Source organism: Escherichia sp. XD33 (assembly GCF_019375075.1).
In the GTDB taxonomy this organism is placed as follows: domain Bacteria; phylum Pseudomonadota; class Gammaproteobacteria; order Enterobacterales; family Enterobacteriaceae; genus Enterobacter; species Enterobacter flexneri_A.
Genome location: NZ_JAENDM010000047.1, coordinates 1 through 15,646 on the forward strand (window position 1 = coordinate 1; position 15,646 = coordinate 15,646).

General features: G+C 52.0%; 11 protein-coding genes and 1 pseudogene. 10 read left to right on the top strand and 2 right to left on the bottom strand.

The genetic code is table 11. From position 1 onward, the window contains the following. The 10 genes and pseudogenes from tuf to K0778_RS20130 all read left to right on the top strand — a co-directional run. A pseudogene (gene tuf, locus K0778_RS20085) lies at nt 1-138 on the top strand (elongation factor Tu); the annotation flags it as partial. A gap of 229 nt (nt 139-367) precedes the next feature. Further along, on the top strand, nt 368-751 hold the full coding sequence (secE, locus tag K0778_RS20090) for a preprotein translocase subunit SecE (RefSeq protein WP_001275702.1): 384 nt from the start codon (nt 368-370) through the stop codon (nt 749-751). 1 nt (nt 752) lies between these two features. Further along, nucleotides 753-1,298, top strand: coding sequence for a transcription termination/antitermination protein NusG (gene nusG / locus K0778_RS20095; protein ID WP_001287516.1), 546 nt, complete (start codon nt 753-755; stop codon nt 1,296-1,298). A 158-nt stretch (nt 1,299-1,456) separates the two neighbouring features. Next, on the top strand, nt 1,457-1,885 hold the full coding sequence (gene rplK, locus K0778_RS20100) for a 50S ribosomal protein L11 (RefSeq protein ID WP_001085926.1): 429 nt from the start codon (nt 1,457-1,459) through the stop codon (nt 1,883-1,885). Nucleotides 1,886-1,888: 3 nt separating this feature from the next. Next, the gene (gene rplA, locus K0778_RS20105; RefSeq protein WP_001096684.1) at nt 1,889-2,593 is read left to right on the top strand and encodes a 50S ribosomal protein L1; all 705 of its coding nucleotides are present in this window, start codon (nt 1,889-1,891) and stop codon (nt 2,591-2,593) included. A 412-nt stretch (nt 2,594-3,005) separates the two neighbouring features. Continuing rightward, entirely contained in the window at nt 3,006-3,503 is a 498-nt protein-coding gene (gene rplJ / locus K0778_RS20110) for a 50S ribosomal protein L10 (RefSeq protein WP_001207201.1), read from the top strand. Between the two features lie 66 nt (nt 3,504-3,569). Then, a complete protein-coding gene (rplL, locus tag K0778_RS20115) occupies nt 3,570-3,935 on the top strand; it encodes a 50S ribosomal protein L7/L12 (protein ID WP_000028878.1) in 366 nt (121 codons plus the stop codon). A 319-nt stretch (nt 3,936-4,254) separates the two neighbouring features. Further along, nucleotides 4,255-8,283 (top strand): DNA-directed RNA polymerase subunit beta, encoded by a 4,029-nt coding sequence (gene rpoB, locus K0778_RS20120; protein ID WP_000263098.1) that lies wholly within the window; start codon nt 4,255-4,257, stop codon nt 8,281-8,283. A 76-nt stretch (nt 8,284-8,359) separates the two neighbouring features. Beyond that, nucleotides 8,360-12,583: a DNA-directed RNA polymerase subunit beta' gene (rpoC, locus tag K0778_RS20125; RefSeq protein WP_000653944.1), complete on the top strand. Its 4,224-nt coding sequence runs from the start codon at nt 8,360-8,362 to the stop codon at nt 12,581-12,583. Nucleotides 12,584-12,795: 212 nt separating this feature from the next. Next, nucleotides 12,796-13,335, top strand: a complete 540-nt coding sequence (locus K0778_RS20130; RefSeq protein ID WP_001491438.1) for a heat-shock protein C — start codon at nt 12,796-12,798, stop codon at nt 13,333-13,335. A gap of 409 nt (nt 13,336-13,744) precedes the next feature. Here K0778_RS20130 and thiH read toward each other — a convergent pair whose 3' ends face one another. Both thiH and thiG read right to left on the bottom strand, forming a co-directional pair. After that, nucleotides 13,745-14,878, bottom strand: a complete 1,134-nt coding sequence (gene thiH, locus K0778_RS20135) for a 2-iminoacetate synthase ThiH (protein WP_000847447.1) — start codon at nt 14,876-14,878, stop codon at nt 13,745-13,747. Continuing rightward, a complete protein-coding gene (gene thiG / locus K0778_RS20140) occupies nt 14,875-15,645 on the bottom strand; it encodes a thiazole synthase (RefSeq protein ID WP_000944104.1) in 771 nt (256 codons plus the stop codon). Before thiG ends, thiH begins: the two co-directional genes overlap by 4 nt. Between the last annotated feature and the right edge of the window lies 1 nt (nt 15,646).

Genomic DNA, 15,646 nt, shown 5'->3' on the forward strand with positions numbered 1-15,646 from the left:
ATGGTAATGCCGGGCGACAACATCAAAATGGTTGTTACCCTGATCCACCCGATCGCGATGGACGACGGTCTGCGTTTCGCAATCCGTGAAGGCGGCCGTACCGTTGGCGCGGGCGTTGTAGCAAAAGTTCTGAGCTAATTGCCGATAACATTTGACGCAATGCGCACTAAAAGGGCATCATTTGATGCCCTTTTTGCACGCTTTCGTACCAGAACCTGGCTCATCAGTGATTTTCTTTGTCATAATCATTGCTGAGACAGGCTCTGTTGAGGGCGTATAATCCGAAAAGCTAATACGCGTTTCGATTTGGTTTGCCTCGCGATCGCGGGGTGAAAATGTTTGTAGAAAACTTCTGACAGGTTGGTTTATGAGTGCGAATACCGAAGCTCAAGGAAGCGGGCGCGGCCTGGAAGCGATGAAGTGGGTCGTTGTGGTGGCATTGCTCCTGGTGGCGATTGTCGGCAACTATCTTTATCGCGACATTATGCTGCCGCTGCGTGCGCTGGCCGTAGTAATTCTGATTGCTGCAGCGGGTGGTGTCGCGCTGTTAACGACAAAAGGTAAAGCTACCGTTGCTTTTGCCCGTGAAGCGCGTACCGAAGTCCGTAAGGTCATTTGGCCGACTCGCCAGGAAACATTGCACACCACGCTGATTGTGGCTGCGGTTACCGCAGTAATGTCACTGATCCTGTGGGGACTGGATGGTATTCTGGTTCGCCTGGTATCCTTTATCACTGGCCTGAGGTTCTGAGATGTCTGAAGCTCCTAAAAAGCGCTGGTACGTCGTTCAGGCGTTTTCCGGTTTTGAAGGCCGCGTAGCAACGTCGCTGCGTGAGCATATCAAATTACACAACATGGAAGATTTGTTTGGTGAAGTCATGGTACCAACCGAAGAAGTGGTTGAAATCCGTGGCGGTCAGCGTCGCAAAAGCGAACGTAAATTCTTCCCTGGCTACGTCCTCGTTCAGATGGTGATGAACGACGCGAGCTGGCACCTGGTGCGCAGCGTACCGCGTGTGATGGGCTTCATCGGCGGTACTTCCGATCGTCCTGCGCCAATCAGCGATAAAGAAGTCGATGCGATTATGAACCGCCTGCAGCAGGTTGGTGATAAGCCGCGTCCGAAAACGCTGTTTGAACCGGGTGAAATGGTCCGTGTTAATGATGGTCCGTTCGCTGACTTCAACGGTGTTGTTGAAGAAGTGGATTACGAGAAATCTCGTCTGAAAGTGTCTGTTTCTATCTTCGGTCGTGCGACCCCGGTAGAGCTGGACTTCAGCCAGGTTGAAAAAGCCTAACCCAGCGATCAAAAAAGCGGCGATTTAATCGTTGCACAAGGCGCGAGATTGGAATACAATTTCGCGCCTTTTGTTTTTATGGGCCTTGCCCGTAAAACGATTTTTTATATCACGGGGAGCCTCTCAGAGGCGTTATTACCCAACTTGAGGAATTTATAATGGCTAAGAAAGTACAAGCCTATGTCAAGCTGCAGGTTGCAGCTGGTATGGCTAACCCGAGTCCGCCAGTAGGTCCGGCTCTGGGTCAGCAGGGCGTAAACATCATGGAATTCTGCAAAGCGTTCAACGCAAAAACTGATTCCATCGAAAAAGGTCTGCCGATTCCGGTAGTAATCACCGTTTACGCTGACCGTTCTTTCACTTTCGTTACCAAGACTCCGCCGGCAGCAGTTCTGCTGAAAAAAGCGGCTGGTATCAAGTCTGGTTCCGGTAAGCCGAACAAAGACAAAGTGGGTAAAATTTCCCGCGCTCAGCTGCAGGAAATCGCGCAGACCAAAGCTGCCGACATGACTGGTGCCGACATTGAAGCGATGACTCGCTCCATCGAAGGTACTGCACGTTCCATGGGCCTGGTAGTGGAGGACTAAGAAATGGCTAAACTGACCAAGCGCATGCGTGTTATCCGCGAGAAAGTTGATGCAACCAAACAGTACGACATCAACGAAGCTATCGCTCTGCTGAAAGAACTGGCGACTGCTAAATTCGTAGAAAGCGTGGACGTAGCTGTTAACCTCGGCATCGACGCTCGTAAATCTGACCAGAACGTACGTGGTGCAACTGTACTGCCGCACGGTACTGGCCGTTCCGTTCGCGTAGCCGTATTTACCCAGGGTGCAAACGCTGAAGCTGCTAAAGCTGCAGGTGCTGAACTGGTAGGTATGGAAGATCTGGCTGACCAGATCAAGAAAGGCGAAATGAACTTTGACGTTGTTATTGCTTCTCCGGATGCAATGCGCGTTGTTGGCCAGCTGGGCCAGGTTCTGGGTCCGCGCGGCCTGATGCCAAACCCGAAAGTGGGTACTGTAACGCCGAACGTTGCTGAAGCGGTTAAAAACGCTAAAGCTGGCCAGGTTCGTTACCGTAACGACAAAAACGGCATCATCCACACCACCATCGGTAAAGTGGACTTTGACGCTGACAAACTGAAAGAAAACCTGGAAGCTCTGCTGGTTGCGCTGAAAAAAGCAAAACCGACTCAGGCGAAAGGCGTGTACATCAAGAAAGTTAGCATCTCCACCACGATGGGGGCAGGTGTTGCAGTTGACCAGGCTGGCCTGAGCGCTTCTGTAAACTAATGCCTTTACGTGGGCGGTGATTTTGTCTACAATCTTACCCCCACGTATAATGCTTAATGCAGACGTATATCCGAGATATTCGGGTTGTGGCAAGGCGGCAACTGAGTGAGTCGCCAGGAGCATAGCTAACTATGTGACTGGTGCGAACGAAGGAAGCCAACGCCGTCACAAGCTGAATAGCGACGGATAGAAAAGATTTGTTCGTTGGAGCCTGGCCTATCCAGGCCTCCGTCGAAGACCGCAGGAGTTTCGCAAGAAACTTAATCCCCTGCGTAGACGGTGACAGAACGCTAAGATTATTCTTTTATATTCTGGCTTGTTTCTGCTCACCGTAATTAAGACGCTCTCTCCGTTTGGAGGAGTGAAGTGAGTTCCAGAGATTTTCTCTGGCAAACATCCAGGAGCAAAGCTAATGGCTTTAAATCTTCAAGACAAACAAGCGATTGTTGCTGAAGTCAGCGAAGTAGCCAAAGGCGCGCTGTCTGCAGTAGTTGCGGATTCCCGTGGCGTAACTGTAGATAAAATGACTGAACTGCGTAAAGCAGGTCGCGAAGCTGGCGTATACATGCGTGTTGTTCGTAACACCCTGCTGCGCCGTGCTGTTGAAGGTACTCCGTTCGAGTGCCTGAAAGACGCGTTTGTTGGTCCGACCCTGATTGCATACTCTATGGAACACCCGGGCGCTGCTGCTCGTCTGTTCAAAGAGTTCGCGAAAGCGAATGCAAAATTTGAGGTCAAAGCCGCTGCCTTTGAAGGTGAGCTGATCCCGGCGTCTCAGATCGACCGCCTGGCAACTCTGCCGACCTACGAAGAAGCAATTGCACGCCTGATGGCAACCATGAAAGAAGCTTCGGCTGGCAAACTGGTTCGTACTCTGGCTGCTGTACGCGATGCGAAAGAAGCTGCTTAATCGCAGTTATCTTTTTAACGCATTCGCTTACGTATAAACTTATTCTGATATTCAGGAACAATTTAAATGTCTATCACTAAAGATCAAATCATTGAAGCAGTTGCAGCTATGTCTGTAATGGACGTTGTAGAACTGATCTCTGCAATGGAAGAAAAATTCGGTGTTTCCGCTGCTGCTGCTGTAGCTGTAGCTGCTGGCCCGGTTGAAGCTGCTGAAGAAAAAACTGAATTCGACGTAATTCTGAAAGCTGCTGGCGCTAACAAAGTTGCTGTTATCAAAGCAGTACGTGGCGCAACTGGCCTGGGTCTGAAAGAAGCTAAAGACCTGGTAGAATCTGCACCGGCTGCTCTGAAAGAAGGCGTGAGCAAAGACGACGCAGAAGCACTGAAAAAAGCTCTGGAAGAAGCTGGCGCTGAAGTTGAAGTTAAATAAGCCAACCCTTCCGGTTGCAGCCTGAGAAATCAGGCTGATGGCTGGTGACTTTTTAGTCACCAGCCTTTTTGCGCTGTAAGGCGCCAGTAGCGTTTCACACTGTTTGACTACTGCTGTGCCTTTCAATGCTTGTTTCTATCGACGACTTAATATACTGCGACAGGACGTCCGTTCTGTGTAAATCGCAATGAAATGGTTTAAGCGTGATAGCAACAGGCATTGCGGAAAGTGTTCCATTTTCCGGTCAACAAAATAGTGTTGCACAAACTGTCCGCTCAATGGACAGATGGGTCGACTTGTCAGCGAGCTGAGGAACCCTATGGTTTACTCCTATACCGAGAAAAAACGTATTCGTAAGGATTTTGGTAAACGTCCACAAGTTCTGGATGTACCTTATCTCCTTTCTATCCAGCTTGACTCGTTTCAGAAATTTATCGAGCAAGATCCTGAAGGGCAGTATGGTCTGGAAGCTGCTTTCCGTTCCGTATTCCCGATTCAGAGCTACAGCGGTAATTCCGAGCTGCAATACGTCAGCTACCGCCTTGGCGAACCGGTGTTTGACGTCCAGGAATGTCAAATCCGTGGCGTGACCTATTCCGCACCGCTGCGCGTTAAACTGCGTCTGGTGATCTATGAGCGCGAAGCGCCGGAAGGCACCGTAAAAGACATTAAAGAACAAGAAGTCTACATGGGCGAAATTCCGCTCATGACAGACAACGGTACCTTTGTTATCAACGGTACTGAGCGTGTTATCGTTTCCCAGCTGCACCGTAGTCCGGGCGTCTTCTTTGACTCCGACAAAGGTAAAACCCACTCTTCGGGTAAAGTGCTGTATAACGCGCGTATCATCCCTTACCGTGGTTCCTGGCTGGACTTCGAATTCGATCCGAAGGACAACCTGTTCGTACGTATCGACCGTCGCCGTAAACTGCCTGCGACCATCATTCTGCGCGCCCTGAACTACACCACAGAGCAGATCCTCGACCTGTTCTTTGAAAAAGTTATCTTTGAAATCCGTGATAACAAGCTGCAGATGGAACTGGTGCCGGAACGCCTGCGTGGTGAAACCGCATCTTTTGACATCGAAGCTAACGGTAAAGTGTACGTAGAAAAAGGCCGCCGTATCACTGCGCGCCACATTCGCCAGCTGGAAAAAGACGACGTCAAACTGATCGAAGTCCCGGTTGAGTACATCGCAGGTAAAGTGGTTGCTAAAGACTATATTGATGAGTCTACCGGCGAGCTGATCTGCGCAGCGAACATGGAGCTGAGCCTGGATCTGCTGGCTAAGCTGAGCCAGTCTGGTCACAAGCGTATCGAAACGCTGTTCACCAACGATCTGGATCACGGCCCATATATCTCTGAAACCTTACGTGTCGACCCAACTAACGACCGTCTGAGCGCACTGGTAGAAATCTACCGCATGATGCGCCCTGGCGAGCCGCCGACTCGTGAAGCAGCTGAAAGCCTGTTCGAGAACCTGTTCTTCTCCGAAGACCGTTATGACTTGTCTGCGGTTGGTCGTATGAAGTTCAACCGTTCTCTGCTGCGCGAAGAAATCGAAGGTTCCGGTATCCTGAGCAAAGACGACATCATTGATGTTATGAAAAAGCTCATCGATATCCGTAACGGTAAAGGCGAAGTCGATGATATCGACCACCTCGGCAACCGTCGTATCCGTTCCGTTGGCGAAATGGCGGAAAACCAGTTCCGCGTTGGCCTGGTACGTGTAGAGCGTGCGGTGAAAGAGCGTCTGTCTCTGGGCGATCTGGATACCCTGATGCCACAGGATATGATCAACGCCAAGCCGATTTCCGCAGCAGTGAAAGAGTTCTTCGGTTCCAGCCAGCTGTCTCAGTTTATGGACCAGAACAACCCGCTGTCTGAGATTACGCACAAACGTCGTATCTCCGCACTCGGCCCAGGCGGTCTGACCCGTGAACGTGCAGGCTTCGAAGTTCGAGACGTACACCCGACTCACTACGGTCGCGTATGTCCAATCGAAACCCCTGAAGGTCCGAACATCGGTCTGATCAACTCTCTGTCCGTGTACGCACAGACTAACGAATACGGCTTCCTTGAGACTCCGTATCGTAAAGTGACCGACGGTGTTGTAACTGACGAAATTCACTACCTGTCTGCTATCGAAGAAGGCAACTACGTTATCGCCCAGGCGAACTCCAACTTGGATGAAGAAGGCCACTTCGTAGAAGACCTGGTAACTTGCCGTAGCAAAGGCGAATCCAGCTTGTTCAGCCGCGACCAGGTTGACTACATGGACGTATCCACCCAGCAGGTGGTATCCGTCGGTGCGTCCCTGATCCCGTTCCTGGAACACGATGACGCCAACCGTGCATTGATGGGTGCGAACATGCAACGTCAGGCCGTTCCGACTCTGCGCGCTGATAAGCCGCTGGTTGGTACTGGTATGGAACGTGCTGTTGCCGTTGACTCCGGTGTAACTGCGGTAGCTAAACGTGGTGGTGTCGTTCAGTACGTGGATGCTTCCCGTATCGTTATCAAAGTTAACGAAGACGAGATGTATCCGGGTGAAGCAGGTATCGACATCTACAACCTGACCAAATACACCCGTTCTAACCAGAACACCTGTATCAACCAGATGCCGTGTGTGTCTCTGGGTGAACCGGTTGAACGTGGCGACGTGCTGGCAGACGGTCCGTCCACCGACCTCGGTGAACTGGCGCTTGGTCAGAACATGCGCGTAGCGTTCATGCCGTGGAATGGTTACAACTTCGAAGACTCCATCCTCGTATCCGAGCGTGTTGTTCAGGAAGACCGTTTCACCACCATCCACATTCAGGAACTGGCGTGTGTGTCCCGTGACACCAAGCTGGGTCCGGAAGAGATCACCGCTGACATCCCGAACGTGGGTGAAGCTGCGCTCTCCAAACTGGATGAATCCGGTATCGTTTACATTGGTGCGGAAGTGACCGGTGGCGACATTCTGGTTGGTAAGGTAACGCCGAAAGGTGAAACTCAGCTGACCCCAGAAGAAAAACTGCTGCGTGCGATCTTCGGTGAGAAAGCCTCTGACGTTAAAGACTCTTCTCTGCGCGTACCAAACGGTGTATCCGGTACGGTTATCGACGTTCAGGTCTTTACTCGCGATGGCGTAGAAAAAGACAAACGTGCGCTGGAAATCGAAGAAATGCAGCTCAAACAGGCGAAGAAAGACCTGTCTGAAGAACTGCAGATCCTCGAAGCGGGTCTGTTCAGCCGTATCCGTGCTGTGCTGGTAGCCGGTGGCGTTGAAGCTGAGAAGCTCGACAAACTGCCGCGCGATCGCTGGCTGGAGCTGGGCCTGACAGACGAAGAGAAACAAAATCAGCTGGAACAGCTGGCTGAGCAGTATGACGAACTGAAACACGAGTTCGAGAAGAAACTCGAAGCGAAACGCCGCAAAATCACCCAGGGCGACGATCTGGCACCGGGCGTGCTGAAGATTGTTAAGGTATATCTGGCGGTTAAACGCCGTATCCAGCCTGGTGACAAGATGGCAGGTCGTCACGGTAACAAGGGTGTAATTTCTAAGATCAACCCGATCGAAGATATGCCTTACGATGAAAACGGTACGCCGGTAGACATCGTACTGAACCCGCTGGGCGTACCGTCTCGTATGAACATCGGTCAGATCCTCGAAACCCACCTGGGTATGGCTGCGAAAGGTATCGGCGACAAGATCAACGCCATGCTGAAACAGCAGCAAGAAGTCGCGAAACTGCGCGAATTCATCCAGCGTGCGTACGATCTGGGCGCTGACGTTCGTCAGAAAGTTGACCTGAGTACCTTCAGCGATGAAGAAGTTATGCGTCTGGCTGAAAACCTGCGCAAAGGTATGCCAATCGCAACGCCGGTGTTCGACGGTGCGAAAGAAGCAGAAATTAAAGAGCTGCTGAAACTTGGCGACCTGCCGACTTCCGGTCAGATCCGCCTGTACGATGGTCGCACTGGTGAACAGTTCGAGCGTCCGGTAACCGTTGGTTACATGTACATGCTGAAACTGAACCACCTGGTCGACGACAAGATGCACGCGCGTTCCACCGGTTCTTACAGCCTGGTTACTCAGCAGCCGCTGGGTGGTAAGGCACAGTTCGGTGGTCAGCGTTTCGGGGAGATGGAAGTGTGGGCGCTGGAAGCATACGGCGCAGCATACACCCTGCAGGAAATGCTCACCGTTAAGTCTGATGACGTGAACGGTCGTACCAAGATGTATAAAAACATCGTGGACGGCAACCATCAGATGGAGCCGGGCATGCCAGAATCCTTCAACGTATTGTTGAAAGAGATTCGTTCGCTGGGTATCAACATCGAACTGGAAGACGAGTAATTCTCGCTCAAACAGGTCACTGCTGTCGGGTTAAAACCCGGCAGCGGATTGTGCTAACTCCGACGGGAGCAAATCCGTGAAAGATTTATTAAAGTTTCTGAAAGCGCAGACTAAAACCGAAGAGTTTGATGCGATCAAAATTGCTCTGGCTTCGCCAGACATGATCCGTTCATGGTCTTTCGGTGAAGTTAAAAAGCCGGAAACCATCAACTACCGTACGTTCAAACCAGAACGTGACGGCCTTTTCTGCGCCCGTATCTTTGGGCCGGTAAAAGATTACGAGTGCCTGTGCGGTAAGTACAAGCGCCTGAAACACCGTGGCGTCATCTGTGAGAAGTGCGGCGTTGAAGTGACCCAGACTAAAGTACGCCGTGAGCGTATGGGCCACATCGAACTGGCTTCCCCGACTGCGCACATCTGGTTCCTGAAATCGCTGCCGTCCCGTATCGGTCTGCTGCTCGATATGCCGCTGCGCGATATCGAACGCGTACTGTACTTTGAATCCTATGTGGTTATCGAAGGCGGTATGACCAACCTGGAACGTCAGCAGATCCTGACTGAAGAGCAGTATCTGGACGCGCTGGAAGAGTTCGGTGACGAATTCGACGCGAAGATGGGGGCGGAAGCAATCCAGGCTCTGCTGAAGAGCATGGATCTGGAGCAAGAGTGCGAACAGCTGCGTGAAGAGCTGAACGAAACCAACTCCGAAACCAAGCGTAAAAAGCTGACCAAGCGTATCAAACTGCTGGAAGCGTTCGTTCAGTCTGGTAACAAACCAGAGTGGATGATCCTGACCGTTCTGCCGGTACTGCCGCCAGATCTGCGTCCGCTGGTTCCGCTGGATGGTGGTCGTTTCGCGACTTCTGACCTGAACGATCTGTATCGTCGCGTCATTAACCGTAACAACCGTCTGAAACGTCTGCTGGATCTGGCTGCGCCGGACATCATCGTACGTAACGAAAAACGTATGCTGCAGGAAGCGGTAGACGCCCTGCTGGATAACGGTCGTCGCGGTCGTGCGATCACCGGTTCTAACAAGCGTCCTCTGAAATCTTTGGCCGACATGATCAAAGGTAAACAGGGTCGTTTCCGTCAGAACCTGCTCGGTAAGCGTGTTGACTACTCCGGTCGTTCTGTAATCACCGTAGGTCCATACCTGCGTCTGCATCAGTGCGGTCTGCCGAAGAAAATGGCACTGGAGCTGTTCAAACCGTTCATCTACGGCAAGCTGGAACTGCGTGGTCTTGCTACCACCATTAAAGCTGCGAAGAAAATGGTTGAGCGCGAAGAAGCTGTCGTTTGGGATATCCTGGACGAAGTTATCCGCGAACACCCGGTACTGCTGAACCGTGCACCGACTCTGCACCGTCTGGGTATCCAGGCATTTGAACCGGTACTGATCGAAGGTAAAGCTATCCAGCTGCACCCGCTGGTTTGTGCGGCATATAACGCCGACTTCGATGGTGACCAGATGGCTGTTCACGTACCGCTGACGCTGGAAGCCCAGCTGGAAGCGCGTGCGCTGATGATGTCTACCAACAACATCCTGTCCCCGGCGAACGGCGAACCAATCATCGTTCCGTCTCAGGACGTTGTACTGGGTCTGTACTACATGACCCGTGACTGTGTTAACGCCAAAGGCGAAGGCATGGTGCTGACTGGCCCGAAAGAAGCAGAACGTCTGTATCGCTCTGGTCTGGCTTCTCTGCATGCGCGCGTTAAAGTGCGTATCACCGAGTATGAAAAAGATGCTAACGGTGAATTAGTAGCGAAAACCAGCCTGAAAGACACGACTGTTGGCCGTGCCATTCTGTGGATGATTGTACCGAAAGGTCTGCCTTACTCCATCGTCAACCAGGCGCTGGGTAAAAAAGCAATCTCCAAAATGCTGAACACCTGCTACCGCATTCTCGGTCTGAAACCGACCGTTATTTTTGCGGACCAGATCATGTACACCGGCTTCGCCTATGCAGCGCGTTCTGGTGCATCTGTTGGTATCGATGACATGGTCATCCCGGAGAAGAAACACGAAATCATCTCCGAGGCAGAAGCAGAAGTTGCTGAAATTCAGGAGCAGTTCCAGTCTGGTCTGGTAACTGCGGGCGAACGCTACAACAAAGTTATCGATATCTGGGCTGCGGCGAACGATCGTGTATCCAAAGCGATGATGGATAACCTGCAAACTGAAACCGTGATTAACCGTGACGGTCAGGAAGAGAAGCAGGTTTCCTTCAACAGCATCTACATGATGGCCGACTCCGGTGCGCGTGGTTCTGCGGCACAGATTCGTCAGCTTGCTGGTATGCGTGGTCTGATGGCGAAGCCGGATGGCTCCATCATCGAAACGCCAATCACCGCGAACTTCCGTGAAGGTCTGAACGTACTCCAGTACTTCATCTCCACCCACGGTGCTCGTAAAGGTCTGGCGGATACCGCACTGAAAACTGCGAACTCCGGTTACCTGACTCGTCGTCTGGTTGACGTGGCGCAGGACCTGGTGGTTACCGAAGACGATTGTGGTACCCATGAAGGTATCATGATGACTCCGGTTATCGAGGGTGGTGACGTTAAAGAGCCGCTGCGCGATCGCGTACTGGGTCGTGTAACTGCTGAAGACGTTCTGAAGCCGGGTACTGCTGATATCCTCGTTCCGCGCAACACGCTGCTGCACGAACAGTGGTGTGACCTGCTGGAAGAGAACTCTGTCGACGCGGTTAAAGTACGTTCTGTTGTATCTTGTGACACCGACTTTGGTGTATGTGCGCACTGCTACGGTCGTGACCTGGCGCGTGGCCACATCATCAACAAGGGTGAAGCAATCGGTGTTATCGCGGCACAGTCCATCGGTGAACCGGGTACACAGCTGACCATGCGTACGTTCCACATCGGTGGTGCGGCATCTCGTGCGGCTGCTGAATCCAGCATCCAAGTGAAAAACAAAGGTAGCATCAAGCTCAGCAACGTGAAGTCGGTTGTGAACTCCAGCGGTAAACTGGTTATCACTTCCCGTAATACTGAACTGAAACTGATCGACGAATTCGGTCGTACTAAAGAAAGCTACAAAGTACCTTACGGTGCGGTACTGGCGAAAGGCGATGGCGAACAGGTTGCTGGCGGCGAAACCGTTGCAAACTGGGACCCGCACACCATGCCGGTTATCACCGAAGTAAGCGGTTTTGTACGCTTTACTGACATGATCGACGGCCAGACCATTACGCGTCAGACCGACGAACTGACCGGTCTGTCTTCGCTGGTGGTTCTGGATTCCGCAGAACGTACCGCAGGTGGTAAAGATCTGCGTCCGGCACTGAAAATCGTTGATGCTCAGGGTAACGACGTTCTGATCCCAGGTACCGATATGCCAGCGCAGTACTTCCTGCCGGGTAAAGCGATTGTTCAGCTGGAAGATGGCGTACAGATCAGCTCTGGTGACACCCTGGCGCGTATTCCGCAGGAATCCGGCGGTACCAAGGACATCACCGGTGGTCTGCCGCGCGTTGCGGACCTGTTCGAAGCACGTCGTCCGAAAGAGCCGGCAATCCTGGCTGAAATCAGCGGTATCGTTTCCTTCGGTAAAGAAACCAAAGGTAAACGTCGTCTGGTTATCACCCCGGTAGACGGTAGCGATCCGTACGAAGAGATGATTCCGAAATGGCGTCAGCTCAACGTGTTCGAAGGTGAACGTGTAGAACGTGGTGACGTAATTTCCGACGGTCCGGAAGCGCCGCACGACATTCTGCGTCTGCGTGGTGTTCATGCTGTTACTCGTTACATCGTTAACGAAGTACAGGACGTATACCGTCTGCAGGGCGTTAAGATTAACGATAAACACATCGAAGTTATCGTTCGTCAGATGCTGCGTAAAGCTACCATCGTTAACGCGGGTAGCTCCGACTTCCTGGAAGGCGAACAGGTTGAATACTCTCGCGTCAAGATCGCAAACCGCGAACTGGAAGCGAACGGCAAAGTGGGTGCAACTTACTCCCGCGATCTGCTGGGTATCACCAAAGCGTCTCTGGCAACCGAGTCCTTCATCTCCGCGGCATCGTTCCAGGAGACCACTCGCGTGCTGACCGAAGCAGCCGTTGCGGGCAAACGCGACGAACTGCGCGGCCTGAAAGAGAACGTTATCGTGGGTCGTCTGATCCCGGCAGGTACCGGTTACGCGTACCACCAGGATCGTATGCGTCGCCGTGCTGCGGGTGAAGCTCCGGCTGCACCGCAGGTGACTGCAGAAGACGCATCTGCCAGCCTGGCAGAACTGCTGAACGCAGGTCTGGGCGGTTCTGATAACGAGTAATCGTTAATCCGCAAATAACGTAAAAACCCGCTTCGGCGGGTTTTTTTATGGGGGGAGTTTAGGGAAAGAGCATTTGTCAGAATATTTAAGGAATTTCTGAATACTCATAATCAATGTAGAGATGACTAATATCCTGAAACTGACTGAACTAATTGAGTCAAACTCGGCAAGGATTCGATACTATTCCTGTGTAACTTTCTTAAGGAACGAGAATGAAACAGGAAGTGGAAAAGTGGCGACCTTTTGGACATCCGGATGGTGATATTCGTGATTTATCATTTCTTGATGCTCATCAGGCTGTCTACGTTCAGCATCATGAGGGCAAAGAGCCTTTAGAGTATCGCTTTTGGGTTACCTACTCTCTTCACTGCTTCACAAAAGATTATGAACATCAGACGAACGAAGAAAAACAATCGTTAATGTACCACGCGCCTAAAGAATCTCGTCCCTTCTGCCAGCACCGTTATAACTTAGCGCGCATACACTTAAAAAGAACTATTTTGGCGCTGCCAGAAAGCAACGTTATTCATGCCGGGTATGGTAGCTATGCCGTGATTGAGGTGGACTTAGACGGAGGAGATAAGGCATTTTACTTTGTTGCGTTCAGGGCTTTCAGGGAAAAGAAAAAACTCCGTTTGCATGTAACTAGCGCTTATCCCATTTCTGAAAAACAGAAAGGTAAATCAGTGAAATTTTTCACCATTGCCTACAACTTATTGAGAAATAAGCAGCTTCCTCAGCCCTCAAAATAACAAAACCCACCTTAAGGTGGGTTTCGCCAGAGAATTATCTCTGGTATTCAGAACGCCATTACCGGACTTTGCCTTGACCTTGCGATAATCGCAGGTTGCGGGATGTCTGAATTTCTTCAGTCTGCTGCATCCTGGAAGATGAGAACATGTGTTCTTATTTTCGTCTCTATCATAGTTGAGTATTTACTCTCTTACAATCAGATCTCTTTCATTGCTCAACAGGCGATGGCTTCAGACTTTGCATTACGGAATTTTTAAGAAAGGCAGGGCGAAACGAGGAAGAAGCTTTTCGCCCTGGACAACATTCCTGCTGACGGCACTACCATAAAAAAACACAACGCTTTCAACAACCTTGCGTTTTTCATCTTCCGTAGCGGCTCGGAATAAATTTACGTTCTTACATTCCGTCTCATAGTCTTTGCGAGGCGCGTCCCAGATAGCTGTCCCAGTCTTTCCATACCGGCTGCAAACCCTGAGCGGTTAACGCGGCAGCAACCGCTTCCGGTCTGCGATCGTCGTGCGGTGAGAACTGTTCCAACTCGGGGTGATTATCGGCATAGCCACCTGGCTGCGTTTTCGAGAAGGCGCTGACGTTATTGATCGCCAGCGGAATAACGCGATCGCGAAACCACGGTGATTCCCGCGTGGAGAGTGACAGTTCAATCTCCGGTGCAAGCAGTCGGAAGGCGCAGATGGTTTGCACTAACTGGCGTTCATCCATAATCGACGCAGGCTCAATGCCGCCAGTACACGGGCGCAGGCGCGGAAAGGAGACAGAGTAACGGCTTTGCCAGTAATGCTGTTGCAGCCATAGCAAATGTTCGGCAACCATATAGCTGTCAACGCGCCAGTTGTCGGAAAGGCCAATTAGCGCGCCGAGGCCTATCTTATCAATCCCCGCACGCCCCAGCCGATCCGGCGTTTCCAGCCGCCAGAAGAAGTCCTGTTTTTTGCCTTTCAGATGATGGCGGGCATAAGTCGCCTCGTGATATGTCTCCTGATAAACCATCACGCCATCCAGACCAAGTTGCTTTAACTCGGCGTATTCCGTCTCCGCCAGCGGTTGCACTTCCATCTGTAGTGAAGAGAACTGTTCACGAAGGGCAGGGAGATGACGACGAAAGTAATCCATCCCCACTTTCGCCTGATGTTCACCAGTGACTAACAGCAGATGTTCAAAGCCCATCTCCCGTATAGCGGCACTTTCCCTGGCAATATCCGCTTCATCCAGCGTTTTGCGCTTGATGCGATTACTCATGGAAAATCCACAGTACGTGCAGTCGTTAGCGCAAAGATTGGAAAGATAAAGCGGGACGTAGAAACTAACTGTGTTGCCAAATCGCTGACGGGTCAGACGCTGCGCCCGTTGGGCCAGTTGTTCCAGATAGCCACTGGCGGCAGGCGATAACAGCGCCATCATGTCGTCGCGGGTGAGTTGCGAGGCATTTAGCGCCCGCTCTACGTCAGCAGCCGTTTTGCCGTTGATACGCAGGCGGATGTCGTCCCAGTCCAGTTGTCGCCAGCGATCGCTGAAGGTTTTCATGCCGATGCCTCCAGAAATCCGGTCAGCGGGCTGGTGGCATGAGCAAAATAACTGCGGCTGCCCGGTCCGGACTGACGTGCCAGTAGGCCTGCTTCTACCGCCAGACGAAATGCCTTCGCCATGTTGACGGGATCGTCCGCGACGGCAATCGCCGTATTCACTAACACCGCGTCGGCCCCCATTTCCAGCGCCTGCGCGGCATGGCTGGGAACGCCGATGCCAGCATCGACAACCACCGGCACTGTGGCCTGCTGGATAATAATCTCCAGCATGGCGCGGGTTTCCAGTCCCTGATTCGAGCCAATCGGCGCGCCGAGCGGCATCACCGCTGCACAGCCGACTTCTTCCAGACGTTTACACAATACCGGATCGGCCCCGCAGTAAGGCAGCACGACAAATCCCTGTTGTACCAGCGTTTCGGCGGCTTTCAGGGTTTCGATGGGATCGGGCAACAGCCAGCGGGCGTCAGGGTGAATCTCTAATTTTAACCAGTTTGTGCCTAACGCTTCACGAGCCAGATGGGCGGCGAAAATGGCTTCTTCCGCTGTTTTCGCCCCGGATGTATTTGGCAGCAGGGTCACACCCGCCGCGATAAGCGGTTCGAGGATAGCGTCGTTGTGCTGGCGCAAGTCGACACGTTTCATCGCCAGTGTCACCAGCTGGCTGCCGGAAGCGCGGATCGCCTCCACCATCAGTTGTGAAGAAGCGAATTTCCCTGTGCCGGTAAACAGATGTGAATCAAACGTTTTGTCCGCAATACGTAACATT

Coding starts and splice junctions, on each gene's coding strand:
- thiH (WP_000847447.1), bottom strand. CDS start 14,878: ATGAAAACCTTCAGCGATCGCTGGCGACAACTGGACTGGGACGACATC.
- rplJ (WP_001207201.1), top strand. CDS start 3,006: ATGGCTTTAAATCTTCAAGACAAACAAGCGATTGTTGCTGAAGTCAGC.
- rplA (WP_001096684.1), top strand. CDS start 1,889: ATGGCTAAACTGACCAAGCGCATGCGTGTTATCCGCGAGAAAGTTGAT.
- rplL (WP_000028878.1), top strand. CDS start 3,570: ATGTCTATCACTAAAGATCAAATCATTGAAGCAGTTGCAGCTATGTCT.
- secE (WP_001275702.1), top strand. CDS start 368: ATGAGTGCGAATACCGAAGCTCAAGGAAGCGGGCGCGGCCTGGAAGCG.
- rpoB (WP_000263098.1), top strand. CDS start 4,255: ATGGTTTACTCCTATACCGAGAAAAAACGTATTCGTAAGGATTTTGGT.
- K0778_RS20130 (WP_001491438.1), top strand. CDS start 12,796: ATGAAACAGGAAGTGGAAAAGTGGCGACCTTTTGGACATCCGGATGGT.
- nusG (WP_001287516.1), top strand. CDS start 753: ATGTCTGAAGCTCCTAAAAAGCGCTGGTACGTCGTTCAGGCGTTTTCC.
- thiG (WP_000944104.1), bottom strand. CDS start 15,645: ATGTTACGTATTGCGGACAAAACGTTTGATTCACATCTGTTTACCGGC.
- rplK (WP_001085926.1), top strand. CDS start 1,457: ATGGCTAAGAAAGTACAAGCCTATGTCAAGCTGCAGGTTGCAGCTGGT.